11 protein-coding genes are annotated in these 13,435 nt (G+C 56.0%); 4 read left to right on the top strand and 7 right to left on the bottom strand.

The window, feature by feature from the left end:
* Positions 1 to 143: 143 nt before the first annotated feature.
* Positions 144 to 857: a DUF3581 family protein gene (locus tag B7L15_RS04735; RefSeq protein ID WP_085917904.1), complete on the bottom strand. Its 714-nt coding sequence runs from the start codon at positions 855 to 857 to the stop codon at positions 144 to 146.
* Positions 858 to 964: 107 nt separating this feature from the next.
* Between B7L15_RS04735 and B7L15_RS04740 the strand changes: the two genes are divergently transcribed.
* Complete coding sequence (locus tag B7L15_RS04740) at positions 965 to 3,931, top strand: hypothetical protein (RefSeq protein ID WP_085917851.1); 2,967 nt, start codon at positions 965 to 967, stop codon at positions 3,929 to 3,931.
* Here B7L15_RS04740 and B7L15_RS04745 read toward each other — a convergent pair.
* Positions 3,928 to 4,644: a trimeric intracellular cation channel family protein gene (locus tag B7L15_RS04745; RefSeq protein ID WP_085917852.1), complete on the bottom strand. Its 717-nt coding sequence runs from the start codon at positions 4,642 to 4,644 to the stop codon at positions 3,928 to 3,930. The two genes, B7L15_RS04740 and B7L15_RS04745, sit on opposite strands and share 4 nt — an antisense overlap.
* 340 nt (positions 4,645 to 4,984) lie before the next feature.
* Here B7L15_RS04745 and B7L15_RS04750 point away from each other — a divergent pair, with 340 nt between their 5' ends.
* The gene (locus B7L15_RS04750) at positions 4,985 to 6,784 is read left to right on the top strand and encodes a diguanylate cyclase (RefSeq protein ID WP_085917853.1); all 1,800 of its coding nucleotides are present in this window, start codon (positions 4,985 to 4,987) and stop codon (positions 6,782 to 6,784) included.
* Between the two features lie 33 nt (positions 6,785 to 6,817).
* Here the strand turns inward: B7L15_RS04750 and B7L15_RS04755 are convergent, their stop codons facing one another.
* Together B7L15_RS04755 and B7L15_RS04760 are read right to left on the bottom strand one after the other, a co-directional pair.
* Positions 6,818 to 8,140, bottom strand: coding sequence for a DUF2252 domain-containing protein (locus B7L15_RS04755; protein WP_085917854.1), 1,323 nt, complete (start codon positions 8,138 to 8,140; stop codon positions 6,818 to 6,820).
* Between the two features lie 128 nt (positions 8,141 to 8,268).
* Complete coding sequence (locus B7L15_RS04760; RefSeq protein ID WP_085917855.1) at positions 8,269 to 8,745, bottom strand: GNAT family N-acetyltransferase; 477 nt, start codon at positions 8,743 to 8,745, stop codon at positions 8,269 to 8,271.
* A gap of 282 nt (positions 8,746 to 9,027) precedes the next feature.
* On the opposite strand from B7L15_RS04760, the gene B7L15_RS04765 reads away from it, so the two are divergent.
* On the top strand, positions 9,028 to 10,548 hold the full coding sequence (locus tag B7L15_RS04765) for a sensor domain-containing diguanylate cyclase (protein ID WP_085917856.1): 1,521 nt from the start codon (positions 9,028 to 9,030) through the stop codon (positions 10,546 to 10,548).
* An 11-nt stretch (positions 10,549 to 10,559) separates the two neighbouring features.
* Here B7L15_RS04765 and bluB read toward each other — a convergent pair whose 3' ends face one another.
* Positions 10,560 to 11,234, bottom strand: coding sequence for a 5,6-dimethylbenzimidazole synthase (gene bluB, locus B7L15_RS04770; protein ID WP_085917857.1), 675 nt, complete (start codon positions 11,232 to 11,234; stop codon positions 10,560 to 10,562).
* A gap of 106 nt (positions 11,235 to 11,340) precedes the next feature.
* Entirely contained in the window at positions 11,341 to 11,826 is a 486-nt protein-coding gene (locus B7L15_RS04775) for a MarR family winged helix-turn-helix transcriptional regulator (protein WP_085917858.1), read from the bottom strand.
* A gap of 98 nt (positions 11,827 to 11,924) precedes the next feature.
* Here B7L15_RS04775 and B7L15_RS04780 point away from each other — a divergent pair, with 98 nt between their 5' ends.
* The gene (locus B7L15_RS04780) at positions 11,925 to 12,854 is read left to right on the top strand and encodes a DMT family transporter (protein WP_085917859.1); all 930 of its coding nucleotides are present in this window, start codon (positions 11,925 to 11,927) and stop codon (positions 12,852 to 12,854) included.
* A gap of 99 nt (positions 12,855 to 12,953) precedes the next feature.
* Here B7L15_RS04780 and B7L15_RS04785 read toward each other — a convergent pair whose 3' ends face one another.
* Positions 12,954 to 13,379 carry a GNAT family N-acetyltransferase gene (locus B7L15_RS04785; RefSeq protein WP_085917860.1) on the bottom strand — a complete coding sequence of 142 codons (426 nt, stop codon included), beginning with the start codon at positions 13,377 to 13,379 and terminating at the stop codon, positions 12,954 to 12,956.
* Between the last annotated feature and the right edge of the window lie 56 nt (positions 13,380 to 13,435).

The following is a 13,435-nucleotide window of genomic DNA, read 5'->3' on the forward strand; positions in this document are numbered from 1 at the left end:
GTGCCTGTTGCCCGGTACTTGTTGCGCAGTACTTGTTGCATGGAACCTGCGCGTGGCACGGCATTATGATGAGAAGCCAAGAATACCCTACCCCAAGCGTTGAGGGCAGCCATCGCCACTAACGTCGTACCCGGCTTGCCTGCTTACTCGACTGATGCGAGATAGGCAGCCTTGAGCCGATAGAACTCTTCCACAATCGCCGCCATTTCATCGGCGTCATAGGGGCATAGCCCGCTGACGACCAACTTCTTGGAGCCTACCCCAACCGGCTCGCCCGCTGATTGAATGGCAAATTCGAGTAACGCATCGGCACGCTTGCCCTGCACATCCAGCGACGAGTCGCTGAGCGTCAATCCCGGCGATACAGCGTTCAGACGCTCCAGCGAAAACCCCATGCTGTCGTAGATCACCAATGGACGCTTGGGGTTGAACATGACCCCGTGCTGTTCCATGAGCGGCTTGAGGTAGTGGGGAAAATTCTTGCCCGAAAACGCTACGTAGCAGCGGGCAAACGCTTCTACTACCGAGGCATCGTTGGTCCACTCCCCCCGTCGGGTAACCTGTAAATAATGTTTACCGTCTTCACCGCATACGTGAAGCTCGCCATTTTCAGCTTCGCTGAACAACAGTGGTGTATCCGCGCCCACCATGCTGGTAAAACGAAACGTCATGTGCCGTGACAAACCAAATTTTGCCAACACCAGCGCAAAAAGAAGGTCCCCTGGCACACAGAAACGCCGCGCATCCGGATTATGGATCGGGTTGTAGTCCCCCGCGACGCCCTTGGCGAAGTGGCTGGCCTGCTCAGCGGAGATCACCACATACTCTCCGCGCTGCGTGTAAAATTCCTTGAACATGGCGTTGGCTGTCTGCTTAGCGTTGAAATCAAAAGTCGATGGCGGGCTTACGACGCGCATAATGCCATAAAACGTCGATCAGCAGGAGTCATCTGCAAGGAAGCCGTATGCCAAACCCGCGTCACCGCTCAAAACGTCTATCCCGCATCCTGGTTGTCACACTCTTGAGTGCTTTGACGGTGGTGCTTGTCTGGCTCATCGGCAGTACCTGGTTGCTCAACAGCCAGTGGCTGCCGCAGCAGATTTCCAGAATCGAAGGCGTCGAGGTGCGCTGGTCAACTGCCCAGAGCCTGCACCCTGGGCGCTGGGAGGTCGAAAATCTCTACCTCGCGCTTGAAGATGATCGAATGCCCGTCACCGTTGACGCCCGGCAAGCCACCCTTTCGTTGTCCTTGCTCGGTTTGCTGCGCGGCGAGCTGCATATCAAAGCGCTGGAGGCAAGCGGGCTTCGCCGCCTGACCGTTGGCGATATGGCGCTGGAAGCCGAGGGCCAGCTCAAGATCAAGGACACTCAGTTCAGTCGTGACGCCTTGGCCGTGCCCCATCTGTCGTTGGATATCCACCATGGGCGCTTGATGCGGCCAAGCGACCAGGCCACCCTGGCCCGAGATATCCAGTTAGACGCCAATGCCACTCTGAAAAGCGTATCCACCGCAAACATCCCACGCCATGAGCTTATTGCCAGTTTGCTTGGCGCCCTTTCAGCGCAGTTGACAATCGATGCTCAAGCCGATGCCTGGGACGTTTTCATGCCTTACCTGCAAGCGCTGCCCTGGCTGACGCTTGACGGTAACGGTGCGTTGAAAGGCGAGCTTGCGCTTGACGCTGGCACGTTACAGCCCGGCAGCCTGCTCACATTGACAGCCTCTGTCCTGCGTCTGTCAATGGATGAGCAACGCCTGACGCCCCATTCAAGCGACTCACCGCGCTGGATAACCCCTGATTCATCACCGTCGCTGCATACCGCTGTCGGCGAAGGGCACGTGCGCCTGGCAGCAGAAGGCGATGCGCTCACCTTTTCCACTCAGTTAAACGATGTGGTCCTGGCTGACAGCCAGCCCTATGCCGACGATACCCAGCTCAGCCTTGCTGCCCGCATTCCCAACCAGCGCCTGGACCGGCTGGATCTGCCGACGGGCGCCACGCTTGAACTACAAGGCCAGGTCAACCGGCTGGACATGCTTGACCGGTACCTGGCAGGCACCTTTGACGGCCAGGGTATTCGCCTTGACGGAAACGGGCAAATCGAAGCCAGTGTAACGCTTCGTGACGCCCGACCTTACCGTGCCTCGTTGTCGATTCAGGCACCAGAACTGTCGGCTCAACTGCTGGATATCAATGCTCAAGGAAGCGGCTCGCTGACGGCCCAGCTAACCCCCGAAGAGGCTATCGAGGCGACGCTTACGTTCATCGGCGCAACCCTGCGCCACCATGAGCGAACGCTGCTGACGGACGCCACCATCACCCTGAACACGCGCAGCCCGATTGATCCTGTACAAGCGCGAGAAGACGCTACCGCCCGGCTTACCTGGCAATCCGCACGCCTGCCGGACATCAGCGTACTGCAACCCTACCTGAGCGCGGTCTTGCCCGATCCTGCCCCGCTACAGCTGCTCAATGGCCAGGCCACCAGCCGCGGCCAGCTTGATATCACCACCCAGCAGATGCATGGCGATATCCATTTAGCCGGTGAGCAACTCACCACCCGATGGCAGCACGGCGAACAGAAAGGCACGCTGGAAAGCAATGCCCAGCTCACCCTGGTGATTCGTCAGGCAGCGCTCGACGGCACCGCACTGGATATCAGCGGATCACGTTTGCGTTGGCAAGTCGCGGATACGGACGCTTCCACAGAGCAGCTACAGAGCACCCTGTTACTCAGAGAAGGCCGCTTCCAGCGCGCCGAAACTAATGACGCAAATCGGGTCAGCGGGGAATTTGCTCTGGAGGGCAGTGTGCAGCGGCTAGGTTTTTTGAATGCCTTCCTGCCCAGTGCTCACGGGTTAAGGCTTGCGGGCAACGGCCAGCTATTCGCTGAGGGCGCTTTCCGTGATGACCGCCTGCTGGCCCCAACTCGCCTCAGGGTCAACGCCAACCAGCTTGAGGTGGGCTTTTTAGACTATCTCGCCACCGGGCGCGGCGAGTTGACGGCTCAGTTGGATAGCGCCGAGCACGCCCAGCTTTCGCTGGGCATACCGCACTTTACACTCACGCGCCAGGATGACGACCAACCTCACCTTGAAGGGCGCCACTTCGCTCTCACGACGCAGACCGACCGTTTTAGTGAGGTGCTGGCATCGCCAGAGCCTGCCTACTTCACCACGCGTATCGCGCTGCCCATTACTCAGGTACCCGACTTCACCCGCTATAACCGCTATCTACCCGAAGAGGCGGGTATCCGTCTATTAGGCGGTCAGGCGAGCCTGACCAGCGAATGGCTGCTGGAAGGACTGACCGCCGAGGGCGAGATCAACCTGCGCGCCTTTGGCGCCGACCTGGCGCTGCTTGACCAGCGTCTCAAGGGCGATGTTGAGCTGCATCTGCAACTTGACGAAGGTGACCTGGACGCACGGCGTTTTAACGCCGATGACTCGTTTCTGCGTCTGGAAAACGTGTTTCGTCACAGCGCAGATGGAACTCAGGATGCCGGGTGGTGGGTGCAACTGAGCCTGGATAACGCACTGCTCGAGTGGCGCGACCCAATCAATCTCACCAGTGACCTCCGCCTTGGCATGCGTGATACCGGCTTACTCGCCCGACTCTTCTTGGCGCGCGCCCGTGAAAGCGGTTGGCTGGGCCGACTCTTGAACGTGCGTGATATCAACGGTGATGCGAAGCTGCACATCGACGGCGAGCGTATTCGCCTTTACGACCTGACGCTTACCGGCGGGCCTCTTCTACTGCTGGCCGACGTCACCCTGGCTGAGAAACAGGCCAATGGAGCGCTATATGCCCGCATTGGTGCCCTGGGAACAGGCGTCGAGCTGATCGACAGCGAGCCTGACCTGAAAGTATTTCAACCCAGGCGCTGGTTTGAGCGCTGGCGGGAGGCAACGCGTTTTCCCAAACCTTAACGACGGTTGCGCTCACGGCGAATCATCCTGACCCGCTCTTTGGCTTTTTGCGACGTGGAAAGTGGTGCCGTCGCGTCATCGTCGGTTTTGGGCGCTACGCTTACCCAGGCAAATACCGGCAGCGCCAGATGCCAGTGAATCGCCGCGATTCGCAACCCAAGGGTCACGCTTAGCGAGGCGGCGATGGTCAGGATAAGCGGCGCTTGAAGGGCGTCCAGCAGTACGTAAACCGTGCCTCCCGCCATCGCCGCCGTGGCGTAGATTTCTTCGCGTAGCACCATCGGCACCCGCTGGGCCAGCACATCGCGGATCATGCCGCCGGCCACCCCCGTCATCATTCCCATCAACACGGCGACAACACCGGATGTCCCCAGCAACAGCGCTTTGTGGGCGCCAATCACCGTAAACAAGGCCAGACCAAAGGCGTCCGCAATCGGTAAAAAGCCGCGTGAAAGGCGGTGGATATAGTGAAACCCCACCAGCGAGATGCCCACGGTGGCAAAAATGACCCACAGGTACGTTGGATCGGCCACCCAAAAAACCGGCCTGACGCCCAGCACCAGGTCGCGCAGCGTGCCGCCGCCAATCCCCGTGACGGCGGCCAGCACCAGCATGCCAAACGGGTCCATGCGCGAACGACATGCCAGGACGACGCCAGACAAGGCAAAAACGATCACCCCCACCATATCCAGCCAGACAACAATACCCGACACGTGGCTCTCCTTTATTTCCGCCACTTTAAAGCAGGCAGAATAGCACTTACCTTGCTGACTCGAACACGGGCATAAAATCCCGGCGGGGCAACATCCTGTAAATTAAAGAGTTTTCGCAACCACTTTAAGAAAGACCCTTGACTGGCATCTACGTTTGTATTTTTTGACATCACCCCACCGAGGGATCGTTGAAGAAACAGCATCGCCTTGGCGTCCTTTTTGGTTAAAATGGGCTAAAGCGCTTAAGCTCTCGTATCACGCTGCATCAACCATAGGTCGTGAGTATTGTTGTTGCCTTGAATCAGCAGAATGACCGCTATAAAAAACGAGGACGTTCGCCATGCTGCCCCGTGGGTTCGCCATACGCCATTTTATTCTGCTGATCGTCTCACTCATTGTGCTGGCGACACTCTCTAATGGCGTCAAAGCGGCAGCTCCACCTCAGCCGCTAATGGACTGGGAATACCGCTGGGGCGACTCGCCCCGGGATGCTAACGGCGAGCCTGAGTGGCTAGATGATGAATCCGCCGACTGGCTATCAACGGTGTCTCCCTCTAACCCACCGGGTCGCGAGGGGCATCAGCACCTTTGGTTACGCACGACATTGCCTGAGGGCGATTGGAACGACCCCGTCCTTTATATCACCAGTATCAATCTCATTGGCCAGGCCTACCTCGGTGATGAGCTGATTTATCAGTACGGGGAATTTGACGACCAGGGGCGAGGGGATTTTGCCGGCTGGCCTTGGCACATGATCGACCTGCCTGAAGACACTGCAGGCGAGCCACTGGCCTTCCGCCTATATTCCTACTACACCAGTATTGGTCTTTGGGGCGAAGTACAGGTAATGGAGCGTATTGATGTACTCAAACACGTCATCCATGAGTCAGCCCAGGACCTTGGTGTCAGTGCGCTGGTATTGGTACTTGCCATTCTGGCCACTATTTTCGCCCTTATCGGGCCTGAAAGACGTGGTTTCCTGGCCACCGCACTGTTCGCCTACGCCTCTGGGCTGATGCTGCTTGCCGAGGCACCCGCCCGCCAGTTGATCGCCGATGGTCCCCTGGCTTGGGATATGCTTAGAGCAGGCAGCTACTACACCCTCCCGATCGCACTGGGGATGCTACTCAGCCATTGGCTTGAGGGAACGGCCAAACGCTGGATCAAACGACTCTGGGCCTTACACCTGGCTTACCTGGTGATGGCCATGGGCCTGGTGCAGTTAGGCATTATCAGCCTCTCGATCACCTTCCCGGTGTTTGATGTTCTGCTGGCCATCACCTTGCCTGTTATGCTGTTGCTCGCCCTCTTTCGCTTTCGCCGACTCAATCTTGAACAGCGCTTGCTGGTACTGAGCTTCACCTTTTTTGCTCCGTTGCTACTTGCCGATATGGCCGTCGCTCATGGCTTTGTGGCCTGGCGAACGGTGCCGTTGAGCTATGGCAGTCTGGTTTTTTCCTTGGCTATTGCGGCCATCTTTTTGTGGCACTACCGACGCACCCAGCAACAACTGGCAATGGCCAACGAAACCCTTGAGCAGCAGGTGGCTGCACGAACAGAAGAACTTGGGCAGTTGGTTCGCGAGTTAGAGGGACTCTCGTTTGAAGACCCCCTGACCGGCCTTCACAACCGGCGCCATTTCAATACGGTATTCGATCACGAATGCCGGCGTGCTCAACAACATGGCACAAAAGTCTCGCTGTTAATGCTGGATATTGATCATTTCAAGGACATCAACGATTACTTTGGCCACGATGCAGGCGATGCGGTTCTGGTCAAAATGGCCTCTTTACTCACTCAACACTTCGTGGATCTGGGCATAGTCTGCCGAATCGGGGGCGAAGAATTTGTCGCGCTCCTCCCGGATACCTCTGCCAAAACAGCCGAGTCCAGCGCCAATACGCTGTTAGCCTCAATTGCCCAATGCGCTTGCGACCACCAGGGAACCACACTCAGACGGATCACACTGTCTTGCGGCATCGCCACCTACCCCGACCACACTCATGACCCGCATAAGCTTCTTCGACTCGCTGATGAAGCGCTTTATCATGCCAAACGCAGCGGCCGTAACCGCTGCGTGGTATGGTCCGAGTCATTCGAGGAACATGGCTTTATAATCGGCAGGCGGCAAACACAGTAATCATCGTCACCGCCACCCAGGCGGCTGCCCAATCTAAGGGGAATCGGTCGCCAGGAAGTGATCAATAAACACGCTGTAGTCCTGCTCGACGCAGTCAGCGTAAGCCATCGCCAGGGTCGACACGACATCCACAAACTTTTCTTCACGCCCTTTAAGCCGCTGACAAACCGCCATGGCAAACGGCCGGTGATCCCCGTTATTCAGCGCTTGCGCACCGCGCAGGTGTTCCCGGGCGAGGATCTGCCCCCACTGCTGCGCGAGCTTGCGATATGGCTTGCCACCGGACAGCTTGTGGGTGGGGAAGTCCTTCTTGAAGGGAGAGCGCTCACGGACCGAAAATACCTTTTCATTCATGGTGAGCCAACCCAGATAGGCATCCGGATGTTCCGCAATGGCATGAAATGCTGCCGCATGGCGAATACCTTCATTGGGGAATAGCCTCCGCCATACTTGCTTTTGGGGCTTGTCCATAAAGCGATACGCTTCCGGGGTCACCTGCTCTTTAACATCCAGAATGATGTCGTCGTGTTCATGATCAGCGCCCCCTTCAATCAACACATAGTAGCGCTCCACCCCGAGCGAACCGGTGCCCGCATCTAACCGGCGAGCCGTGTCTTTTACGCGGAAATGACGGGGATCGCTCTCTTTTATCGGATCCTGAAGCGTTTGCTGGTATTCCTGCTCGATCAGCCGACGCAACTGGCTGGCCATGTCTGCTGGCAAGTTGGCTAGTTTTCCGGGACGTTCCGCAAACCGACGGCCATGCTGGTCGTCGAGGGTGGTCCACTTTTCCAGCATCCGCGCACGGCTTTGCTTATCCGCCACCTTGCTCATGAAAGGTTTCAACTGCCCTTTTGCGCTATCCAGCGTCACCGCCTCTATGCACACATCATCGGTGTGATCTGCCAAGGTGTGATAGTAACTTTCCAATAGCTTGTTTAGCGCTTTATCAATGGCCTTGGGGCTAAGTTCAACATTTTCACGGCCATCCAATACCACGCTGATGGCCAGCCGCCACAAGTCATACTGGTAGTCGCCGATCAGCGCATCGTCAAAATCGTCCATACCGTAGCGCACTTGGTCATCATGATGACCGTAGGCACCAAAGTTGTAGACATGGGCGTCACCTTGCAGCCAGGTCTGGGTATTGGGCCAACCCCCAAATAACGCAAAGCGCCAGTCGTGCCATACGTCTTGCCAATACAAATGATTGGTACCCCGAAAGAAACGATACGGCGACGCCGCCATCTTGGCGTATTTGGCTTGGCGGGTCGCCGCGGCCAGCGGCGCGTTGACCTGCTGGATGGCTTCAATCACTTGCTGAGGGCGATTGTGTCCCGTTAGTGCATGACTCATCGCGATGCCTTTGTCGGTGCGTAAATGCTATTCACCCTAAGCATAGGCGACAAACGTTAAGAGATTAAGTCACCATCCTTAATACCTTGCCTATTCAGGTGGGTGCAGCCACGGGCGGCAATACGCCCCTAAAGCCTCAACTGCCGTGACATCACCGTGACGGTTTCGCCCCGGTACTCAAGGCTTTCTACATCTTGCCACCCCAAATGCCGATAGAGCGACTGCTGATCAGGGGTGTAGAGATAGAAGTGCTCGATGCCGTTCTCAACGGCCTCTGCTTCTACCCGGCGCACCAATGCAGACGCAATACCCCGCCCCCGCCACTCGGGCACGACAAATACTGAGGCCAGCCAGGGGGCAAGTTCACGGCGGATGCTCATGTCATCGGCAATCAGGCTGGCGGTTCCCACCGGGGTTTCGCCTTGCATGGCGACAAAGATGGAAGGCACCCCAGCCTGACCACATTCGGCTTTTAAACGTTCAATAGCCTGTTCTGGGGTGAGGCCAGGGTGTAAATGCCCCCAGGTTGCAAATGTCCAGCCCGCGACGATTTCAGCATTTGGATCGTCAGCACTCAGTCGCTGAAGGGCGATATCGCTTTGCATAAATGGCGCTCTACCTTGTTTAGCACAAACGAATACATTAGCGATTTATGGGAAGGCTGACCAGCGCCGACACTTCTCAACCCGCCGCTGGTCAGAGATTTTGACGGCAAGATCATCAGATGAAGTCAGGCTTCATCACATCCAATCGATACGCTCTGACACGGCCTAAAACCCAGGATCAAAAGGTAGGCTCACCACGCTATTGGCCTAACGCTAGATTAGGGCTGATCAATCTCTTAGGTGCTAGTCTGTTAATCAAATGACGTTGGATACAGCTCACGAATGCAACCTTTATTAAGACGTACGCATCGTCTTGCATTGGCAACAATTGCCCCACGAGTTTTTGCCTTTTGCCATACCTTCGGGCTAACCGTATGGATCGCTGTCGTAGAAGGCAGCGGCTGGACGCTTATTCTGCCAGGGATGTTGCTGCTGCTGTGGCCCGGCGTCGCCTACGCGCTTGCGGCAAACGCTCAGAATTCCAAGCGTGCCGAGTTCAGGAATCTCCTCTTCGACAGCCTGCTGTTTGGTTTTTGGTGCAGCGTGCTGGATTTTTACGCGTTAGCCACCATTACCATCGGGCTTGCCTGCCTGATGAACAATTTAGTGGTCGGCGGACTTAGGAAGATGATGGTTTCAGCCCTACTTTTTATCGTCGCGGCCCTGATTGGAAGTGCCTTGACAGGGTTTACTTTTCGACCTTATGTGAGTAACAACTTAGACATCTACCAGTGGGCGGGGGCAGTGGTCTATTTTCTAACCATTGGTCGCGTCACGTACAGTCAGAATCGTCAGATTGGCCGTAGCATTGGCGAGATTAAGTTTCAGAACCGGGTTTTTCACGCCCTGTTGGATCTCGGAGCAGTCGCCAATCGCGCGATCAATATCCACTCCCTGCTGAATGACTCTTTAAACCACCTACATACTCACTTTCCCGGCTACGGCTTTGCCGTTTTTCTCCAGGAACCGCAACGCTCTGAAATAACACGCTACGCGGCTGTTGCGGGGCTAAGCCCAAAAGATGAACAACGCCTGAAGCGCTTATTGGCCAGCGTTCATGAGCAAAGAGAACATCCGGTCAAACTGCCACAAACAGAAGAAAGTGAGAATCTCTATATAATGCCCATGGGAGCCCGTTTAAGCATGTACGAAGGTTGGCTGTTCGTGAAAGCTCCCAACCGGGACGATGGCTTGGAGCAAATACTCTCCCTCTTTGCCGACCAGTTGGCGGCCGCTACCGAAAATAAATTGCTGCATTTGGAACTGAAGAAAACCGCTGAGCGTGACGGGCTCACCGGCCTTTATAACCGAGGATTTCTGGAATCGGCGCTGCAGATGAGTATCCAGAGCAAGGCCCAGACGCCAAACCTGGATTTTGCTGTGCTGATGTTGGATGTCGATAGACTCAAGGAAGTGAACGACCATCTTGGGCATGTCGCAGGCGACCAACTGATTGCCAGCGTTGCCAGGTATCTGCAACGTCACTGCCGGGACAGTGACGTACTGGCACGCTACGGTGGCGATGAGTTCGTCATTCTGTTTCCCTCTGCCGACCTGGCAGCAGCCAAGCGTATGGCCAGTCTGATCCGGGAACACCTTCCCGACCAGCGCTGTACCATCGACACTGCCAACGGCGAACGCGAAGAACTGGCGCTTCATGTAAGCTTGGGATGCGCAAGCTCCAGCGAAGCGCCTGCCCAGCAGGTATTTGCTCTGGCAGATGAGCGCATGTACGAAGACAAAAGCCTGCGCCGCAAACCCAATACAGGTGGGCCTGGAGCAACGACGAGGCCCTCCATATAGAGGTTTTCTCATTAACCACTGTTCAGCGGCTGCCCCCACTTATCTCCATGCACAAGTTCACTTAATGGTAGGCGAGAGCGCCAGCCTTTGGCTTCAAGCTCAGGCTGGTCTAAAAACTCGCTCACGTAGCCAAGACAGAGATACGCCAGCGGGTAAACATGCTCAGGCAGGCTTAACGCCGTGCTCAGCTGTTCCTGGTCAAGAATACTCACCCAACCAACGCCAATCCCTTCCGCCCGCGCTGCCAGCCAGAGGTTTTGCACCGCCAAACAAGTGCTAAACAGGTCGGTTTCCACAATGCTATTGCGCCCTAGCACATGGGGGCCGCCCCGGCTCCGGTCACAGGTGATACAGAGATTAATTGGACTTTCCATAATCCCTTGCAGCTTAAGGCTTCGATAATGCGCTTTACGCTCGCCTTCAAAGCGCTCGGCGGCCTTCTGGTTCTCCTGTTCGAACATTGCCAGCACCGTTTCCCTGACGTCGCGACTTTCAATCACGATGAAATCCCATGGCTGCATAAAGCCAACGGAAGGCGCATGGTGCGCGGCCTCCAACAAGCGGGTCAGCACGTCAGGGGGGATCCGGTCAGGCAGAAACTGAGAGCGCACATCGCGCCGTTCAAAGATGGCGCGGTAGAGCCCGCGCCGCTCAGCATCGGAAAAAGCGTTATTCGAGGTGGTCATTAAGCTGCTCGGGTCTTTGGCTGGTCGGTTTTAAAGACAGTTAAGAGTCTACACGAGGTCAAGCCAACCGCCATCGCAGCGGGTTTGTTTGACGTAAAACGCCTCTCTATGACTCAAACACCGCCAGGAACTGCCTGAGCAGGTCATCCAGTTGCTCTCGTTGCTCTTTACTCAGGCCACTCACCAGCTGCGCCTGGGTTTCCACATGGGCGGCCACGGCTTCGTCGATCAAATCAAACCCACGCTGGGAAAGAGAAATGAGAAAACCACGGCCATCGTCGGGGTTTTTAACCCGCTCAATCAAACCCGCCTTTTCCAGCTGGTTGATACGGTGGGTCATGGTGCCCGACGTCACCATCGTGGATGCCATCAAATCACCCGGCGATAGCGCGTAGGGTTCCCCCTCTCTGCGAAGGGTCGCCAGAACGTCAAAACTGGCATCCGTCAGGCCGTATTCCGCCCAGGTCTTCTCCATTGCACGCATGAAAGTGTGGTTCAGCCGCTTGACCCGCCCGATGGTACCCATCGGCACAACGTCGAGGTCGGGCCTCTCCTGCCGCCACTGTTTGAGAATGTTGTCTACATGATCCATAAGCGTATTTTGCGCCTGACTAGCTTGACGTCAAGATTAATCGCACATATCTTGATATCAAGATACTTTCAAAAACGGTACGAATGAGAACTTCGCCAATGACGCTATCAAGCACTGCCCGCACAACTCCCCCATGCAAAAGCGCTTGGCTTGCCCCACTGGTATACCTTTTAGCCGGTGGCGCTTTGCTGGGTCTGTCGACCAATTTGGCGAAACTAGCCGGTGATATTCAGCTATCAGCGCTCGCGTTTCTGTTCTGGTCGATTTCAGGGGCGGCACTCATTTTGTTGGTTCTTGCCGCCTTCCGCCGTAATCTACCGCCCGTTAACCGTCGCACCGTCAAGTATTACGCCATGTCAGGACTGCTCGGCGTAGCGGGTGCCAACCTACTCTTCTTCACTGCCATCCCCCATGTGGGTGCCGGTTTCGTGGCATTGATCATCACCCTGCCACCGCTACTCACCTACCTCGGCGCACTAGCGTTAAACATGGAACGGTTCCAGGTGTTGCGTGCGGCCGGGGTCGTATCAGCCCTGGCAGGGGCCATCACCCTGGCCTTTCATAAGCTTTCTGCGCCTGATGCCGATTACCTCTGGATTCTCCTCGCTTTAATCGGCCCGGTGCTGCTGGCCATCGGTAATCTTTACAGAACCTTGCGCTGGCCAGAAGGTGTATCCAGCGATGCGCTGGCGCCGGGGATGCTCATCGCCGCCGCCATCATTCTACTCAGCGTGGGTTTTCTGCCGGACTTCTCGCTGCAAGTTCCGACAGGCCGCTCCCTGCCGATCATACTGATTGCCGTTCAAGCGGTCGTCTTCGCAGGCCAGTTCTTGCTGCTTTTCCTGCTACAGAAAAGTGGCGGGCCAGTGTTTCTAAGCCTACTGGGTTCCGTCGGCGCCGTGGTGGGTGTACCCGTCGCCATTCTGCTGCAGGGAGAAACCACCCCCGAGGGCCTGCTACCAGGCGCCCTGCTGATTGGTGGAGGGATTGCCCTGCTCAACATTGGCAAAGCCAAGCAACTTAACTAAGTTATCCAAGAGAGACATATCATGAAGGTTGCAATATTGAGCGCTGCTGGCGATGCCGGCACGCGCCTTTAATCGTCAAACCCGAGCTACTTGATTGGGTTAGAAAATGCTCCGCTCCATATAGTGAGTTCCGCCTTCGGTTTTGAGAATGCGAAACCCCATACGCTCGTATAAAGCAGTTGCCGGGTTGATAGAAAATACGCGTAGTCTAAGTAAGTCAACGTTCGCTTGTTGGGCGATTGCCATTGCGTATCGGATTGCTGCGGTACCCAGGCCCTGTCGCTGCCATTTCTGATCAATTTGCAGTTCTCGAATATAGTAAGCACCTGCCTCACGATTTAAGCATAACAAACCAACTGGGCAAGCATTTACGACTAACGCATAGCTATCAAACTCGTCCCAGTTTTTATCGAACAAGTCAGGATCCCAGTGCATATCCAGGTGCTTATAGTAGGCAGACATGTTCTGACGAATGATGTTTTCCGCGAACGCTTTGTCGTCGGTTCGACGAATAATGGCTTCCATATGCGAATCTCTAGGCGTCAGTTACCTGAGATATCTTGGACTTATCGTATGCAAAA

Source organism: Halomonas sp. CSM-2 (assembly GCF_002119345.1).
Lineage (GTDB): Bacteria > Pseudomonadota > Gammaproteobacteria > Pseudomonadales > Halomonadaceae > Vreelandella > Vreelandella janggokensis.

Excerpts from the sequence above, each read along its gene's own strand:
- B7L15_RS04755 (WP_085917854.1), bottom strand. The coding sequence starts at position 8,140 with ATGAGTCATGCACTAACGGGACACAATCGCCCTCAGCAAGTGATTGAA.
- B7L15_RS04780 (WP_085917859.1), top strand. The coding sequence starts at position 11,925 with ATGACGCTATCAAGCACTGCCCGCACAACTCCCCCATGCAAAAGCGCT.
- B7L15_RS04735 (WP_085917904.1), bottom strand. The coding sequence starts at position 857 with ATGTTCAAGGAATTTTACACGCAGCGCGGAGAGTATGTGGTGATCTCC.
- B7L15_RS04750 (WP_085917853.1), top strand. The coding sequence starts at position 4,985 with ATGCTGCCCCGTGGGTTCGCCATACGCCATTTTATTCTGCTGATCGTC.
- B7L15_RS04765 (WP_085917856.1), top strand. The coding sequence starts at position 9,028 with ATGCAACCTTTATTAAGACGTACGCATCGTCTTGCATTGGCAACAATT.
- B7L15_RS04760 (WP_085917855.1), bottom strand. The coding sequence starts at position 8,745 with ATGCAAAGCGATATCGCCCTTCAGCGACTGAGTGCTGACGATCCAAAT.
- B7L15_RS04740 (WP_085917851.1), top strand. The coding sequence starts at position 965 with ATGCCAAACCCGCGTCACCGCTCAAAACGTCTATCCCGCATCCTGGTT.
- B7L15_RS04785 (WP_085917860.1), bottom strand. The coding sequence starts at position 13,379 with ATGGAAGCCATTATTCGTCGAACCGACGACAAAGCGTTCGCGGAAAAC.
- B7L15_RS04775 (WP_085917858.1), bottom strand. The coding sequence starts at position 11,826 with ATGGATCATGTAGACAACATTCTCAAACAGTGGCGGCAGGAGAGGCCC.
- bluB (WP_085917857.1), bottom strand. The coding sequence starts at position 11,234 with ATGACCACCTCGAATAACGCTTTTTCCGATGCTGAGCGGCGCGGGCTC.